Genomic DNA, 16779 nt, shown 5'->3' with positions numbered 1-16779 from the left:
GGCGGCTACTCCGTGCGCAGGCCGTCCGGCCGCATCATCCGCAGCAGCGGCGGCAGGCTGAGCAGCGTCACCGCCAGGACGACCGCGCCACCGATGCCGGTCATCATCAGCACGCTCGCCCAGTCGATGGCCACCGGCGTGGCCGTCATCTTCAGCAGTACCGCGCCCAGGGTCAGCCCCACGGTCGAGGCCAGCGCCAGGCCCAGGCCGATCGGGATCGCCGTCTGCCACAGCACCGACAGGCTCAGCGTGCGCCGCCGGGTGCCGAAGGCGACCAGCGCCGACAGCAGCTTCCTGCGCTCGCGCAACTGCTCCAGCTGCGACACCAGCAGGCTGGCCCCGATCAGGACGAGCACACAGGTCGCGCCGACCAGCAGTCCGGTGCGGATGGACGTGAACTGCGCCGACTGCCGGGTGGCCGCCAGGGTGAACACGTCCGCCAGCGGGTCGAGCTTCGCGGCGGTGTTGCGCACGTAGTCGGTCGCGTCCGGCACCGAGGTGTCGAGCGTGACGAACACATGCTGGTCCAGGCTCTGCGCCGCGTTCGCGGGCAGCGCTCCCGAGGTGATCAGCAGTCCGTCGCGGGCGTAACCGGTCGGGTCCTCGCGGTGGGTCGCCTTCTTCAGACCCGCGGGCACCTTCCAGGCCACGGTGTGGCCCGGTGACGAGTCGTACGACGGGTCGAAGTACACCGTCCTGCCCGCCTTGGCCGTCTGAGCCGTCTGCTGGTCGAGGTCGGCGCCGCCGCCGGTGATCCGATAGATGTCACCGTCGCGGCAGCCCGTCAGCCGGGCCACCTCCTGCAGTTCGGCGCAGCTGCCGACGGCGACCTCCACCGAGCCGTCCGGGTTCTTGGCCCGGTCGGCGACCGAGGTGAGCGAGATGGGCGACGTGTGCCGCACGCCCTTGGTCCGGGCGAGCTGCCCGTTCGCCTGGGCCAGCGAGCTGCCGCCGTCGACGGAGACCTCGATCTGGGCCCGGTTCACGTCGTTGCCGGTCTCCTTGGTGTAGTCGCCCTCGACGCCGGCGAACAGCATCTGCAGCGCGATCGCACCGGCCACCGCGACCGCGATGCCGTTGACCATCCGGGCCGCCGTACCGCTGCTCAACTGGAGCCTGCGGACGGCGAGTTGCCAGGACACCGAGCCGGAGTTCAGCCGGGCCACGGTGGCCTCGACGATCCACGGCAGCAGGGCGGTGATGCCGACGAGCAGCAGGACCGTGCCGCCGATGACCAGCCACTGGTTGAAGTTCCCGTTGGTGTTGCCCTGGCCGATCATGGGGTAGAGCATCGCGAGGCCGACCAGCGGCATCAGCAGCCGCCACCACAGCCGCCGCCGCGGCGGCTTCGCCTTGCGGACCACACCGAGCGGTTCGATGACGACCCCGCGCAGCGCGAACAGCGTCACCAGCACGGCCGCGGCCGGTACGGCGACGGCGACGGCCAGGGCGAGCAGCGGCGAGGGGTTGAGGTCGCTGGGGAACATGCTGATGTCCCGCACCTCGATCAGCGACGCCAACTGCCGCCCCGCCAGGAAGAATCCGGTGCCGAGGACGAGCCCGAGGAGCGCCCCCGCGAGCGCCTCGCCGCCCGCGATCCGGCGCGCCATCCGCCCGTCCGCGCCGACCAGGCGCAGCGCCGCGAGCCGCTGGTCCCGGCGGTCGCCGCCGAAGCGTACGGCCGCCGCGATGAACACGCCGACCGGCAGCAGCAGGACGACGAAGACGATCAGGATCAGCAGCAGCAGGATCGGGTCGAGATTGTCCGGCGTGCTGTTGGGGGAGGGCCCGAAGTAGTTGATGCGCTCGACATTGCCGCCGGACCGGTGCTGCAAGAGGTCCTTGCCGCCCGCGTAGTAGGCGAGTTCGGCGGGTCCGATGAGCCCGGTCTGCGCGATGGTGCCGGTGATCTTGTACGGCAGCCGCTCGCGCAGCAGCTTCCCGGAGCCGGACTTGAGGAGCTTGTCCAGCGCGGGGGAGACGACCATCTCGCCCGTCGCCGGGAACTTCGTGAGGCCCGGCGGCAGCGGTGCCTTGGCGCCGTCCGGCTCCAGCATCCTGCCGCGTACGTCCTTGCTGCGGAACGTGGTGTCGGAGTTGGCGACGACGAGGGTGTTGTCCGCCTTCGGCAGCTGCTTGCCGCTGTAGGTGAAGTCCTGCCGCGCGTTGCCGCGGTCGTCGCGCTGGGAGAGCGCGTTCGGCAGCGCGGTGGTGAGCAGCAGCAGCGCCACCCCGAGCCCGACGCCGACCGCCGTCAGTACGGCCCGCACCCAGCCCTCACGCCCGCCGGCGAAGGCGAACCGCACCCCCATGGCCAGATCGGCCGCCCACTGACGCACGTTCATACGATGCGCTCCATGTCCTTCGACTTGCCGTCCCGTACGACGATCTCCCGGTCCGAGTACGCGGCCACCCGGGCCTCGTGCGTGACCAGCACGACGGCCGCGTTGGTGGACCGGGCGGCCTCGGTCAGCAGCTCCATCACGCGCTCGCCGTTGAGCGAGTCCAGCGCGCCGGTCGGCTCGTCGGCGAACAGCACGCGCGGGTTGGTGACCAGCGAGCGGGCGACGGCGACGCGCTGCCCCTGACCGCCCGAGACCTCACCGGGCCGCTTCTTCGCGAGGTCGTCGACCTCGAGGCGCTCCATCCAGTGGAGCGCGGCCCGCTCGGCCTCCTTGCGGTGCGTGCCGTTCAGCCGCAGCGGCAGCGCCACGTTCTCGACACAGGTCAGCTCGGGCACCAACTGGCCGAACTGGAACACGAACCCGAACTCCGAGCGGCGCAGCGCGCTGCGCTGGGCGTCGCTCATCGTCGCCATCTCCTGCCCGTTGTACGTGATCGAGCCCGAGTCGGGCGGCACGATCCCGGCGAGACAGTGCAGCAGCGTCGACTTCCCGGACCCGGAGGGCCCCATCACGGCGACCACCTCACCGGGATGGATGGAGAACTCGGCGCCGTCGAGCGCGGTCGTCGGCCCGTAGGCCTTGCGCAGCTCCTCGGCCGCGAGCAGGGAACCGGCGGGATGTGTCGTCACTTGGCCACCACCTCGGCGAGCTTTTCGAGACGCGCCGCGGTGAGCTCCAGCCACCGCAGGTCGGCCTCCAGATGGAAGAGGGCGTGGTCGCAGATCAGCTGGTCCGCGAGATCGCCCTTGCGCTTGCGGTCGGTCAGGATCCGCATGCCGCGCAGATGTTCGGAGCGCTGCACATCGAGGATCTCCGCCGCGTCGCGGTGCGTGAGCAGCGCGAGAACGACCTTGGTGTAGAGGGTCGACTGCAGATACGGCTCGGGCTTCTCGGGCGTCGCGAGCCATTTCTGTACGTCGGTGATCCCGGCGTCGGTGATCGCGTACCGCTTGCGCTCGGGACCGCCGCCCGCCTCGATGCCGTCGACCTCGACGAGGCCGTTCTTCAGCAGGCGGGACATCGTCGAATAGACCTGGCCGTAGTGCAGAGGCCGGTCGTGACCGAACTTCTCGTCGAAGGCCCGCTTCAGGTCGTAACCATGGCGCGGGCCGGACTCAAGGAGCCCCAGAAGGGTGTGACCGATGGACATGCGGAGCACTCTACACACGGCGTATACCCGGTGTGTATACGCACGGTGTGTAGATCATGGCGGGGGGTACGGCCCCGCAGGTGGGGGCCGATTGTCACGGTTCTGTCACTGGGGCGGCCGGGGCGGCCGACCGCGACGCGGCAGCGGGCCGGCCTCCCCGGGAAGCCGCCCCGCCTCCGCCAGAGCGCGGCGCAGCAGGAACTCGATCTGCGCGTTGGCGGACCGCAGTTCGTCCCCGGCCCACCGGGCGATCGCCTCGTACACCGCGGGGTCCAGCCGCAGCAGCACCTGCTTGCGCTCCTGCTGCGGCCGGCGCTTCGCCCCGGAGGGCTCGGAAGGGTCCGTCACTGGTACAGGGTCCCCGTGTTCAGTACGGGCTGCGGCGACCGGTCCCCGCAGAGCACCACCAGCAGGTTGGACACCATCGCCGCCTTGCGCTCGGAGTCCAGCTCCACGATGTCCCGCTCGGTGATCCGGGCCAGCGCGGCCTCGACCATGCCCACCGCGCCGTCCACGATCTGCCGCCGGGCCGCGACGACCGCCCCGGCCTGCTGCCGCTGGAGCATCGCCGAGGCGATCTCGGGTGCGTAGGCGAGATGCGTGAAGCGGGACTCGATGATCTGGACGCCGGCCGCCTCGACGCGCGCGCTCAGTTCGAGGACGAGCTTCTCGGTGATCTCCTCGGCGTTGCCGCGCAGCGAGAGCCCGCCTTCGTCGTGGGAGTCGTAGGGGTACTCGATGGCGATGTGCCGTACGGCCGCCTCGGTCTGGATGGCGACGAAGTCGCTGTAGTCGTCCACCTCGAAGGTGGCCTGCGCGGTGTCGCGGACCTTCCACACCATGACCGCGGCCAGCTCGATCGGGTTGCCGTAGGCGTCGTTGACCTTGAGGACCGCGGTCTCGTGGTTGCGCACGCGGGTCGAGATCTTCGTGCGCGAGGTGAAGGGGTTCACCCAGCGCAGCCCGTCCTGCCGGATGGTCCCCCGGTAGCGCCCGAAGAGCTGCACGACCCGCGCCTCGCCCGGCGCCACCGTGTTCAGTCCGCGCATCGCGATGACCGCGGCCAGGAAGACGAGGAGGCCGCCGACGATCAGCGCGGCCTTGCCGCCGGGCGCGCTGACCGCGGTGGCGGTGGCGAGCAGTCCGGCGGCGAGCAGCAGCCCGGCCAGTCCGAGGACCAGCGCCAGCGCGCCGCCGATGCTGTGCGCGGCGAACTCGCGCACACGCGGGGCGGGCATCTCGGGTACGTCCGCCGTGGGTGAGTCCGTGGCCATCATGTCCCCCATATCTCGGTTGAAGCAAAGTGATATCACTTTACCCCCGCGCGGCAACCCTCAACCCCGTTCGTACGTCGGTTCCGTTGGAACAGGTGCTGATTCTCACGTCCGTAAAAGACAGGATCGGCAGACCTTTGTCACAACTGGCGGTGTTAGCTTTCTGAGCTGACTTGCAGGCACGGACGAGACGGAAGCGGAGCAGACGGACTCATGGGACGAGCGGAAGAGAGACGAGCGCGCCAACGCGGTGGCCACCGCGCTGCGCCCAAGACCCGCCGCTCGTCGGGGGCCACAGCAACGGCCACCGCCACAGCCACCGCGCCGGCCGGCAGCGCCTCGGCCGGTACGGACGCCAAGAGTGGCAAGGGCGCCAAGGGCGGTAAGAGTTTCATACGCAGACTCTTCACCTGGAAGAAGATCCTCGGCACGTTCCTCGGCCTCTGCCTGCTCGGCATCGGCGCGTTCATCGTGCTCTACATGATGATCAGCATCCCCGCGGGCAACGCGACCGCGAAGCTCCAGAGCAACGTCTACAAGTACAGCGACGGCTCGATCCTGACCCGCAGGGGCCAGGTCAACCGGGAGAACGTGGACCTCTCGCAGGTCCCGAAGGCCGTCCAGGAGACCTTCGTCGCCGCCGAGAACAAGACCTTCTACAAGGACGCCGGCGTCGACCTCAAGGGCACCGCGCGCGGTCTGCTCAACACGCTGTCCGGCAAGGGCGCGCAGGGCGGTTCGACGATCACCCAGCAGTACGTCAAGAACTACTACCTGACGCAGGACCAGACCGTCACGCGCAAGCTGAAGGAACTGGTCATCTCGCTGAAGCTGGACCGCGAGAAGTCCAAGGACTACATCCTCGCCGGATACATCAACACCAGTTACTACGGCCGCGGCGCCTACGGCATCCAGGCCGCCGCGCAGGCCTACTACCAGGTCGACGCGAGGAAGCTCTCGGTCGAGCAGGGCGCCTATCTCGCCGCGCTGCTCCAGGCTCCGAACCAGTACGACTGGGCGATAGCCACCGACACCGGCAAGCGGCTGGTGAAGGCGCGCTGGAACTACGTACTGGACAACATGGTCGAGCAGAACTGGCTGAGCTCCGCCGATCGCCAGAAGATGACGTTCCCGACCCCCAAGGCGCCCAAGGCCGAGGCCGGCATGGAGGGGCAGAACGGCTACCTGGTGACCGAGGCCAACGCGGCGCTGGAGAAGCAGCTGATCTCCAGTGGCCAGGCCGCCAACACCAAGGAGGCCGAGGCGCTGGTCGACGCGGGCGGCTGGACGATCACTCTCAACATCGACAAGAAGAAGCAGGCCCAGCTGGAGAAGTCCGTCAAGTCCCAGCTGACCAGCAAGCTCGACGCCAAGAAGCGCAAGGTCGACGGGAACGTCCAGCCGGGCGCGGTGTCCGTGGACCCGAAGACGGGCGGGGTCGTGGCGATGTACGGCGGCGTGGGCTACACGGAGCACTTCACGAACAACGCCACCCGCACCGACTACCAGCCCGCCTCCACCTTCAAGCCGGTGATCCTCGCCGCGGCCCTGGCCGACCAGGCCAAGACGCAGTCCGGCAAGACGATCACCACCGACACGCTCTACGACGGCACCAGCAAGCGTCCGGTCGTGGGCAGCGCCATCGCCTTCGCGCCGGAGAACGAGGACGACCAGAACTACGGCAAGGTCACCGTCCAGACGGCGATGAACAAGTCGATCAACTCGGTCTTCGCGCAGCTCGGTGTCGACGTCGGCATGGACAAGGTGATGAAGACCGCCGAGCAGCTGGGCATGGACCCCGGCGACCTGAAGGCCGTACCGGCGCAGACCCTGGGCACCATGGGCGCGAGTCCGATGGAGATGGCCGGCGTCTACGCCACCTTCGACAACCACGGCCGGAAGGTCACCCCGGCGATCATCAAGTCGGTCGCGCACAACACGCGCACGGTCACCATGCCGAACCCGATCGGTGCCCAGGTCATCCCGCGTGAGGCCGCCGACACGGTGTCCTCGGTGCTGACCGGTGTGGTCGACGACGGTACGGCGAAGGTGTCGGTGGCCGAGAACAGCAAGCGCGACGGACAGCAGGTCGCGGGCAAGACGGGTACGTCCGACAACAACAAGTCGGCCTGGTTCACCGGCTACACGCCCGACCTGGTCACCTCGGTGGGCCTGTTCGGCGAGAAGAAGGGCAGCGGCGCCCAGGTCCCGCTGACCGGTGCGACCGGTCTGATCACCACGGGCGGCGGCCGTATCAACGGTGGTGGCTACCCGGCGCAGATCTGGGCGACGTACATGTTCGGAGTGACCAAGGCGAACAGCAAGTTCGACCTGGAGACCGACCAGGGCGCGGCCGTCGAGCCGGACTTCACGCCCACCCCGAGCGCGACCGTGTCGGCGACGCCGTCCGCCACGCCGACGACGAAGAGTCCCTCGCCGACCCTGACGACGGAGTCGCCCACGCCTACGCCGACCCCCACGCCGACTCCGACACCCACCCCGACGCCGACGACCAGTCCGCCGACGACACCGAGCGACGACAACACGGACAATCCGTTCGGCCAGCTCGACCAGTAGCCGGGGCTGACGGACGCAAAGGGCGCCCGGCACATCGCCGGGCGCCCTTTGCGCGTACCGCTACTCGAAGTTCGCGGCGATCCGGTCGCCGAGTGCCTTGTCCACGTGTCGCCAGTAGAGCAGGGCACGGTCGAGGACCGAGCGGGACACGTCGGCCTTGAGGTGGCCGGTGACGTTCGACACCAGCCGGTCGCGGGCCGCGTCGTCCAGGACCTCGCGGACCATCGTGCCGGCCTGGCCGAAGTCGTCGTCCTCGCGGTGCAACTTCGTTGTCTCGCGGACCAGTTCACCGGCGGTCTGCCAGCTCGCCGGGTCGCCGAACCGCGCGTAGTCCGCGGCCGGTCCGCCGTAGGAGTTCGGGGCGTACGGCCGGGCCGCGTTGGACGCCTCGTACCGCATCGGGCCGTCCTTGGCATAGGAGTTGACCTGCGAGTGCGGTCGATTCGGCGGCAGCTGGGCGTAGTTGGGGCCGATCCGGTACCGGTGGGTGTCCGGGTAGGAGAACAGCCGGCCCAGCAGCATCTTGTCCGGGGAGGGGCCGATGCCCGGGACCAGGTTCGAGGGCTCGAAGGCGGCCTGCTCGATGTGGACGAAGTAGTCGTCCGGGTTGCGGTTCAGGGTCATGCGGCCGACGTCGATCAGCGGATAGTCCCCGTGCGGCCAGACCTTGGTGAGGTCGAAGGGGTTGAAGCGGTAGTCCGCCGCGTCCTCGAACGGCATGATCTGGACCTTCAGGCTCCAGCTCGGCGCGTTCCCGGACTCGATCGACTCGTAGAGGTCCCGGCGGTGCTTGTCGCCGTCGGACCCGGCCAGTTCGTCGGCCTCGGCCTGGGTGAGGTACTCGATGCCCTGGTCGGTCTTGAAGTGGTACTTCACCCAGAACCGCTCACCGGCGCCGTTGATCCACATGTAGGTGTGGGAGCTGTAGCCGTTCATGTGGCGGTACGTCTTCGGGATGCCCCGGTCGCCCATCAGCCAGGTCACCTGGTGCGCCGACTCGGGGGAGAGGGTCCAGAAGTCCCACTGCATGTCGTTGCTGCGCAGCCCGGTCGCCGGGTGGCGTTTCTGCGAGCGGATGAAGTCCTGGAACTTGATGGTGTCCCGGACGAAGAAGACCGGTGTGTTGTTGCCCACCATGTCGTAATTGCCGTGTTCCGTATAGAACTTGAGGGCGAAGCCGCGCGGGTCGCGCCAGGTGTCGGGCGAGCCCTGCTCACCGGCCACGGTGGAGAACCGCGCCAGCATCTCGGTGCGTTTGCCGGGCTGGAAGAGATCCGCCTTGGTGAACTGGCTGACGTCGTTGGTGACTTCGAAGAAGCCGTACGCGCCGCTGCCCTTGGCGTGGACCACCCGCTCGGGGACCCGCTCCCGGTTGAACTGGGCCATCTTCTCGATGAGGTAGTGGTCCTGGAGCAGGATCGGGCCGTCGGGTCCGACGGTGAGCGAGTGTTCGTCGCTCTCCACCGGGATGCCGACGTTGTTCGTGGTGTACGGAGTGTGCTGGGGTGCCTGCGTCACGAGCGTCCTCCTGTTCGGAAGAAAGTAGGTCGCTTTCGCTTCGCGTACCCCAGCAGTCAACTCCCACGCTGGTACCTCGGCAACTTTTGGACGAGGTCTAATTCCGGTTCAGTTCGAACCAGACCACCTTTCCGGTGCTGAGCCGGGTCGCTCCCCACCGACGGGCCAGTTTGTTGACCAGGTAGAGCCCTCGTCCGCCCTCGTCCGTGGCCCGCGCCTGCCGCAGCCTGGGCAGCTGGGGCACGTCGTCGCCGACCTCGCAGCGCAGCACGTCGGTCCGCAGCAGCCGGAGCGTGACCGGCCGCGAGGCGTACCGCACGGCGTTCGTCACCACCTCGCTGACCAGCAGCTCCACCGAGTCGCTCATGTCCTCCATGCCCCAGCGGGCCAGCGCCCGCCGGGCCAGCCGACGGGCCTGGCCGGGCGCCGAGTCCTCCGGATCGAGGAACCAGTACGCCACGTCGCTCGGCGCGATCCCGTCGAAGCGGGCGGCGAGCAGCGCGATGTCGTCGTCCCGGTCGCCCGGGCCGAGCATGTCGAGCACCTCGTCGCACAGGGCTTCCAGGGGCGGCGGATGGTCCGGCCCGGTGAGCTGCGCGACCGCGGCCAGCTTCTCGCGCAGCTGCTCTATCCCGGTCCAGACGTCCCTGAGACGCGACTCGACCAGCCCGTCCGTGTACAGGAGCAGCGTCGCCCCGGCGGGCGCGTCCAGCTCCACGGCCTCGAAGTCGACGCCGCCGACCCCGATCGGGGCGCCGGGCGGCACCCGCAGTACCTCGGCCCGGCCGCCGAGGTGCAGCAGCACCGGCGGCGGATGGCCCGCGTTGGCGATGGTGATGCGGTGCGAGACCGGGTCGTAGACCGCGTAGAGGCAGGTCGCCATGCGGTCGGTGCCCAGCCGCTGGGCCTGTTCGTCGAGGTGGTGCAGGACCTCCTGCGGGGGCAGGTCCAGGCCCGCCAACGTCTGTGCGGTGGTGCGGAGTTGGCCCATGATCGCGGCCGATGTCATGGAATGCCCCATGACGTCGCCGACGACCAGGGCGACCCGGCTGCCGGGCAGCGGGATCGCGTCGTACCAGTCGCCGCCCACCCGGGCCGTCTCGGCGGCCGGAAGGTAGCGCGAGGCCAGCCGCACGCCGGTGGGGCGCGGCAGGGTCTCGGGGAGCATGGTGCGCTGCAGCTCGTCGGCGATGTACGCCTCACGGCCGTAGAGCACCGCCTTGTCGATGCCCAGGGCGCTGTGCGTGGCGAGCTGGGCGGCGACCAGGAGGTCGTCGGCCTCGAACGCCATGCGCTCGGGGCGGCGCAGGAAGAGCGCCGCGCCGATCACCCGGCGCCGGCCGCGCAGCGGTGCGAGGATCGCGCGCTGTCCGGCCGGGACGATCAACTCGCCGCCCTCGCCGAGCAGTTCGGGCAGCGCGGCGCGGGCGGCCGGGGAGTCGGCGAAGACGGGACGTACGCCCCGCAGCACCTCGTTCAGCGCGCCGCCGGGCCTGACCTCGCACAACTCGGCGGTGACCGCCGAGAGTTCGGACGGCTGCTCGGGCTGGAGCGCGGGCATGAAGCCGTTCTCCGTGTCCCGCTCCTCCGGGATCCGGTCGGTGCGGCGCAACCGCAGCACGACGGGACCCGTGGGCCGCTCGTCGCCGACGGGCAGCGGGTCGCGCAGATAGACCAGGATCGCGTCCGAGAAGGTCGGCACGGTCGCCCGGCACAGCCCCATCACGATCTCGTCCAGGTCGATGCCGCGCGCGATCCGCCGGGTCGCGGCGCCCACGAAGCGCAGCCGGTCCCCGTCCCGCCGCATCGGCATGGGACCGCCCGGAGGCAGCCCCTGGCCCGTACGGCGCTCCTTGGCGGCGGCGTCGGGGACCTCGCCGACCCCCGGCTGGGCCGGGATGGACTCGGGCGCGGGACGCGGGCGGTGGGCGTCGGGTTCGGCGGCCGAGGGCTGGGAGTGCTCGGAGCCACCTGCGGTGTCGGGCTTCACAGGGGTACCTGCCGGGTCCTTCCCCTTGGCGCGGGACGTGCTCGTACCCGGCGCCGAGGACGGCTCACCGGTGCGTGCCTGAGCCGGTAAGGCCGGGGCACCGGACGGCCTGGGCGGCGGCGTCGAGGTACGCAGAAGCGCCCCACGGGGGTCCGTGGGGTCGGCGCCCTGTGGGCGCTCGAAGGAGGTGGGGTGCTCCGTCACGCGTGTCGAATCCGTCCGTCCGGGACCGCACGCTGTACGTACGGTTCGTCCCGCCGAAATGCCGATACCCGGAATACGTGCCCCAGGAACGGAATTCCCGCGTGGTCAGAGGCTGTTCCTGTGCCACCGGTGGACCGGCGGCCCTCAGGACCGGTGTCGCCGGTGTTGCCCTCGTACCCCTCGCTCACGTCCTGCCGCCCCTCGGTGACATCTGGTCAGTCCCGGTGCATGCGCCGGGAGTTGTCGCGGTGCCCTTGCGGAGGACGATCCTACGGTTGCGCACCGGGGGCGCATCAAGGGTCTCATGTGGACATGTGCGCGGGGGTGCGGTCCCAGTCCTCCGGAAGTGAAGGTACAGCCCAGGACGGATCCGGGCGCCAGTGCTGCCAGCCGTCCGCGAACGGGGAGCCCCAGGCGCGGATCACTTCCACCGCCGACCAGCCCGCTTTCCGTACCCGCTCGGCGAGTTGGGGATCCATCAGTCCGTCCCGCTGGGCCTGCGCGAACTCGTCCTCGTCACGCCATTCCCAACTCCGGTCCGGATCCACGGTGATGTCCAGGAAGTGGTCCTCGGAGTCGACCCCGCCGGCCCAACGGGCCAGCGGTTCCTCAAGGTTCACGTACCAGTTCTTGAACCGCCATCCCGGCTCCCAGAACAGCCACACCGACCACGGCTCACCGGGCCGCGCCAGCTTCAGCACGCCCGTCCCGAACCAGCGGTCCAACTGAACCGTGCGCGGCTTGGTGTACCGGGTCTCCAGCGGTTCCCCGTGCACGGACGTCCCATCCGCGAGCACCGGCTTCACGCACTCGGTGCCGGGCGCCATCCAGACGGCGAGCAGCTCCTCGTCGTCGCGCACGACCGTGACGGGGCGGGCGATGTGGAAGCGCGGTCCGGCGTTCTCCCGATAACGCCACAGGATCTGACTCCCGGGCGCCCAGAAGGCCGTAGACGTACCCGCTTCCACCGCTCTCACCGCTCCACCGTCTGCCATGAACAGATATTAGGTGCCCCGGGCATACGACGCTGCGGCGCGCGTCACGGTTCACGCCATGGCGACAATTGGTTACGGACGCGTCATCCGCAGGACATCGAGGGCTTCGTCGAGCTGGACGACGGTCAGATCGCCCCGCTCCACATAGCCGTTCTCCAGCACGACTTGGCGGATCGTCTTCCGTTCCGCCAGTGCCTTCTTGGCCACCTTGGCGGCCTCCTCGTACCCGATGTACTTGTTCAGCGGGGTGACGACGGACGGCGACGACTCCGCGTACTCACGCGCGCGCTCCCGGTGCGCGACGATCCCGTCCACGGTCCGGTCGGCGAGCAGCCGCGAGACATTGGCGAGCAGCCGGATGGACTCGAGCACGTTCTTGGCGATCACCGGCAGCATGACGTTCAGCTCGAAGTTGCCGGCGGCCCCGGCGGTGGCGACGGTCGCGTCATTGCCCACGACCTGCGCGGCGACCATCAGCACGGCTTCCGGAATCACCGGGTTGACCTTGCCGGGCATGATCGACGACCCCGGCTGGAGATCCGGCAGCGAGATCTCGGACAGCCCGGTGCGCGGCCCGGACGCCATCCACCGCAGATCGTTGGCGATCTTCGTCAGTCCTACGGCGATGGTCCGCAGCTGCCCGCTGGTCTCGACGATCCCGTCCCGGGCGCCCTGCGCCTCGAAGTGATCACGTGCCTCGGTCAGCGGCAGCCCGGTGACCAGGGCGACCTCCGCGATCACGGCGGCGGAGAAACCGGGCGGGGTGTTGATCCCGGTGCCCACCGCGGTCCCGCCGAGCGGCAGTTCGGCCAGCCGGGGCAGCGAGGCCTGCAACCGCTCGACGCCGTACCGCACTTGGGCCGCGTACCCGCCGAACTCCTGCCCCAGCGTGACCGGCGTCGCGTCCATCAGGTGCGTCCGCCCGGACTTCACCACGTCGGCGAACTCCACGGACTTGCGCGACAGCGCGCCCGAGAGGTGCTCCAGGGCGGGGATGAGGTCGTGGATGACGGCACCGGTGGCCGCGATGTGGATGCTGGACGGGAAGACGTCGTTGGACGACTGAGAGGCGTTGACGTGGTCGTTCGGATGCACCTCGCGCCCGAGCCGCTCGGTCGCGAGGGTCGCGATCACCTCGTTGGTGTTCATGTTCGACGAGGTGCCGGACCCGGTCTGGAACACGTCGATCGGGAAGTGCTCGTCCCACGCCCCGCCGGCCACCTCACGGGCCGCCTCCTGGATCGCCTCCGCGATGTCCTTGTCCAGCACGCCCAGCTCGGCGTTCACCTTGGCGGCGGCCCCCTTGATCCGGGCCAGGGCCTCGATGTGGGCACGCTCGATGCGCTGGCCGGAAATGGGGAAGTTCTCGACGGCACGCTGCGTCTGCGCCCGCCACTTGGCGTCCGCCGGGACCTGTACCTCGCCCATGGAGTCGTGCTCGATGCGGTAGTCGCTCATACCTGTATATCGACCGGGAGGGCGGGGATGTTCCGGGTCAGCGGGCCGGGACCGTGCAGACGGGCTTTCCGGCCACCTCCGCGCACGCCTGTGCCCCGCGCGGGTCGGCGGCGGCCAGCATCGGGCTGCTGTAGCCGTCCGAGCGGTCGCCCGAGTACTCGGCGGACAGCTCGTCCCGCCCCGACCTGACCGAGATCTCCCGCGCCCCGCCGACCCGGGTGCGCACCTCGGACCAGACGGTCGCGCAGGACGGCGAGTACCGGAGCCGTACGACCTGGGCGGCCCGCGCGACGACACTCTCCGTACGGGCGTCCCGGGCGCACGTCCCGGTGGACGGCAGCTCCCCCTGACAGCTACCGGCACGGCAGGAGAAGGCCGCCTGGTCCGTGTCGCGGTCGAGGACGTCGGCGGCACCGGCGGTGACCGCCACGGTGGCGGCCATCGCGGCGAGGGCGACGAGGGCGCGGGCGGGGGCGCGCAGCCGACGGGGGCGTACGGGCGGTACGGGAGGTTGGATGGGCCTGGACTGCTCCCGGGTGGCCGTGTCCCACAGGGCGAGCAGCGTGCCGGGGTCGGTTCCCGCGAGCCGGGTGAGCGCCTCGACTGCGGCGCGTGGCGGGAACTGGTCGCCGTTCAGATAACGGTGCCAGGTCGACTTGCTGTACGGCGTGACGGAGGCCAGCGCGGCCAGGCTCAGCCCGGTCCGCCGCTTGAGGAGGTGGAGTTCCGCCAGGAGCCGCTGTCTCTCGACCGTCACATGGCCTTCCCTTCCCGGGGGCGGTGCGGGGCCACACCCGGATCGCCCCGAATATGCCGGATTATGAAGGGGTGTTGACCTGGCGCCACCCGACGGGACGTACGGGACCGTCCCGTCGGGTGGCGCAGTCGGTCAGCCGAGCGTCAGCACCAGTGGACGGCGCTGTGGTTGCGGACGTAGTGCGCGGAGACGTAGCCCTCGTGGTGCGGGAGCTTGTACCAGCGGTGGTTGCCGAAGACACCGGAACCGCGCGTCTTGCAGACGATGGGCAGCACCCGCCCGACCGGACGCGTCCCGACGATCCGGTAGCCGGTGCCGGGGCCCGAGCGCACGTTCAGACGGGTGTAGTGGCGGGTCGTGACACTGCCCCAGGCGTGGGCGGCGACGTGGTGCCGGGTGGGGTGCGGCGCCGAGTGGCCGGCCGGGGCGGCGACGGCTGCCGCGGGGAAGAGAGCGACGGCTGCGAGCGCGGCCACAAGACCGTTGCGCAGAGTGCGTCGGATCATGGGGGGTTCCTCCGAGTCGAGCGGGATCACGGGGTGTGATCCTGTCGGTACGGAGCGTTTCCGGCGAAAGGGGTGAAGATGCCGTCCCGTTCATCCCTGGGACAAAGCGGGACGACATCCTGTGCAGCGGGACAAAATCAGCCCGTCCGGCGTTTGAGGACGAGGCCGTCCAGGCCGACCGGGGGTCCGGGGGCGGAGCCCCTGGAGGACGGGACGGGTAGGGGCGGCGGGGGCGAAAAACCACCCCCTGCCACCCCGCACGCACTACGCCAGCCCAGGCCCCCGCACCGGAATGTGCGTGAACGTCGGCTCAGGCGCCGGGTTCTGGAAGAAGTCGTTGCCCTTGTCGTCGACGACGACGAACGCCGGGAAGTCCTCGACCTCGATCTTCCAGACCGCCTCCATGCCGAGCTCCTCGTACTCGACGACCTCGACCTTCTTGATGCAGTCCTGCGCGAGCCGGGCCGCGGGCCCACCGATCGACCCGAGGTAGAACCCGCCGTGCGCGTCACACGCGTCGGTGACCTGTTTGCTGCGGTTCCCCTTGGCGAGCATCACCTTGGACCCGCCCGCCGCCTGGAACTGCTCCACGTAGGAGTCCATGCGCCCGGCCGTCGTAGGACCGAAGGAGCCGGACGCGTAGCCCTCGGGGGTCTTCGCCGGCCCGGCGTAGTACACCGGGTGGTCCTTCAGGTACTGCGGCATCTCCTCGCCCGCGTCCAGCCGCTCCTTGATCTTGGCGTGCGCGATGTCACGCGCCACGACGAGCGGCCCGGAGAGCGAGAGCCGGGTCTTGACCGGGTACTTGGTCAGCTCGGCGAGGATGTCGTCCATGGGCTGGTTGAGGTCGATGCGGACCACATCGGAGGCCTCGTCGAGATGCTCGTCGGTCGTCTCCGGCAGGAACCGTGCCGGGTCGGTCTCCAACTGCTCCAGGAACACGCCCTCGGCGGTGATCTTCGCGACGGCCTGCCGGTCGGCCGAGCAGGAGACGGCGATGGCGACGGGGCACGAGGCACCGTGCCGGGGAAGCCGGACGACCCGCACGTCGTGGCAGAAGTACTTGCCGCCGAACTGCGCCCCGATCCCGATCTTCTGCGTCAGCTCGAAGACCTTCTGCTCCAGGTCCTTGTCCCGGAAGCCGTGGCCCAGCTCCGAACCCTCGGCCGGGATCTCGTCCAGGTAGTGCGCGGAGGCGTACTTCGCGGTCTTCAGCGCGTACTCGGCGCTCGTACCGCCGACGACGATCGCCAGGTGGTAGGGCGGGCAGGCCGCCGTACCCAGCGAACGGATCTTCTCCTCCAGGAACTTCATCATGGAGCCCTCGTTGAGGACCGCCTTCGTCTCCTGGTAGAGGAACGACTTGTTGGCCGAGCCGCCGCCCTTCGCCATGAACAGGAACTTGTAGGCGCCGCCGTCGGTCGCGTACAGCTCGATCTGCGCGGGCAGGTTCGACCCGGTGTTCTTCTCGTCCCACATGGTCAGCGGGGCCATCTGCGAGTACCGCAGGTTGAGGTTCAGATAGGCGTCGTAGATGCCGCGGCTCAGCGCGGCCTCGTCACCGCCCTCCGTGAGGACGTTCTGCCCGCGCTTGCCCATGACGATGGCCGTGCCGGTGTCCTGGCACATGGGCAGCACACCGGCCGCCGCGATGTTCGCGTTCTTCAGGAGGTCCAGCGCCACGAACTTGTCGTTGTTCGACGCCTCGGGGTCGTCGATGATCCGGCGCAGCTGCGCCAGGTGGGCCGGCCGCAGATAGTGCTGGATGTCGTGGATCGCCTCGGCCGCGAGCTTGCGCAGCGCCTCGGGCTCGACCTTGAGGAACGTCCGCCCGTCGGCCTCGAAGGTGGAGACACCCTCGGAGGTCACCAGCCGGTACGGGGTGGTGTCCTCTCCCATGGGGAGCAGATCGGTGTACGCGAACTCAGGCATCGCAGCCCATTCC

Annotated in this window: 13 protein-coding genes; 1 reads left to right on the top strand and 12 read right to left on the bottom strand. The window is 69.7% G+C overall.

Annotated elements, in window-relative coordinates; translation table 11 throughout:
* Positions 1-5: 5 nt before the first annotated feature.
* The 5 genes from SSP08S_RS37300 to SSP08S_RS37280 all read right to left on the bottom strand — a co-directional run bounded on the left by SSP08S_RS37300 (position 6) and on the right by SSP08S_RS37280 (position 4832).
* Complete coding sequence (locus tag SSP08S_RS37300; RefSeq protein ID WP_019072751.1) at positions 6-2345, bottom strand: ABC transporter permease; 2340 nt, start codon at positions 2343-2345, stop codon at positions 6-8.
* Entirely contained in the window at positions 2342-3034 is a 693-nt protein-coding gene (locus SSP08S_RS37295) for an ABC transporter ATP-binding protein (protein WP_019072750.1), read from the bottom strand. The genes SSP08S_RS37300 and SSP08S_RS37295 overlap by 4 nt, the downstream gene beginning before the upstream one ends.
* A complete protein-coding gene (locus SSP08S_RS37290) occupies positions 3031-3555 on the bottom strand; it encodes a PadR family transcriptional regulator (protein WP_019072749.1) in 525 nt (174 codons plus the stop codon). The genes SSP08S_RS37295 and SSP08S_RS37290 overlap by 4 nt, the downstream gene beginning before the upstream one ends.
* A 105-nt stretch (positions 3556-3660) precedes the next feature.
* The gene (locus SSP08S_RS37285) at positions 3661-3903 is read right to left on the bottom strand and encodes a type II toxin-antitoxin system antitoxin (RefSeq protein WP_019072748.1); all 243 of its coding nucleotides are present in this window, start codon (positions 3901-3903) and stop codon (positions 3661-3663) included.
* Positions 3900-4832: an SPFH domain-containing protein gene (locus SSP08S_RS37280; RefSeq protein ID WP_019072747.1), complete on the bottom strand. Its 933-nt coding sequence runs from the start codon at positions 4830-4832 to the stop codon at positions 3900-3902. Before SSP08S_RS37280 ends, SSP08S_RS37285 begins: the two co-directional genes overlap by 4 nt.
* Positions 4833-5042: 210 nt before the next feature.
* On the opposite strand from SSP08S_RS37280, the gene SSP08S_RS37275 reads away from it, so the two are divergent.
* Positions 5043-7406, top strand: coding sequence for a transglycosylase domain-containing protein (locus tag SSP08S_RS37275; protein ID WP_019072746.1), 2364 nt, complete (start codon positions 5043-5045; stop codon positions 7404-7406).
* Positions 7407-7466: 60 nt separating this feature from the next.
* On the opposite strand, the gene SSP08S_RS37270 is transcribed toward SSP08S_RS37275, so the two are convergent.
* The 7 genes from SSP08S_RS37270 to SSP08S_RS37240 form a co-directional block, all read right to left on the bottom strand.
* Positions 7467-8924 carry a catalase gene (locus SSP08S_RS37270; RefSeq protein WP_019072745.1) on the bottom strand — a complete coding sequence of 486 codons (1458 nt, stop codon included), beginning with the start codon at positions 8922-8924 and terminating at the stop codon, positions 7467-7469.
* A 97-nt stretch (positions 8925-9021) separates the two neighbouring features.
* Positions 9022-11118: a SpoIIE family protein phosphatase gene (locus tag SSP08S_RS37265; protein WP_026179160.1), complete on the bottom strand. Its 2097-nt coding sequence runs from the start codon at positions 11116-11118 to the stop codon at positions 9022-9024.
* 302 nt (positions 11119-11420) lie between these two features.
* Positions 11421-12113: a cytidylyl-2-hydroxypropylphosphonate hydrolase gene (gene fomD / locus SSP08S_RS37260; RefSeq protein WP_235029430.1), complete on the bottom strand. Its 693-nt coding sequence runs from the start codon at positions 12111-12113 to the stop codon at positions 11421-11423.
* Between the two features lie 72 nt (positions 12114-12185).
* Positions 12186-13571: a class II fumarate hydratase gene (locus SSP08S_RS37255; protein ID WP_019072742.1), complete on the bottom strand. Its 1386-nt coding sequence runs from the start codon at positions 13569-13571 to the stop codon at positions 12186-12188.
* 37 nt (positions 13572-13608) lie between these two features.
* Complete coding sequence (locus SSP08S_RS62040) at positions 13609-14328, bottom strand: helix-turn-helix domain-containing protein (protein WP_019072741.1); 720 nt, start codon at positions 14326-14328, stop codon at positions 13609-13611.
* A gap of 143 nt (positions 14329-14471) precedes the next feature.
* Positions 14472-14834, bottom strand: a complete 363-nt coding sequence (locus SSP08S_RS37245) for an SH3 domain-containing protein (protein WP_043259973.1) — start codon at positions 14832-14834, stop codon at positions 14472-14474.
* A 264-nt stretch (positions 14835-15098) separates the two neighbouring features.
* Positions 15099-16766: a fumarate hydratase gene (locus SSP08S_RS37240; RefSeq protein ID WP_019072739.1), complete on the bottom strand. Its 1668-nt coding sequence runs from the start codon at positions 16764-16766 to the stop codon at positions 15099-15101.
* Positions 16767-16779 lie beyond the last annotated feature (13 nt).

Origin of the sequence: Streptomyces hokutonensis (genome assembly GCF_000376565.1) — a bacterium.
GTDB lineage: Bacteria > Actinomycetota > Actinomycetes > Streptomycetales > Streptomycetaceae > Streptomyces > Streptomyces hokutonensis.
This window is presented reverse-complemented; position numbering and strand designations above follow the sequence as displayed.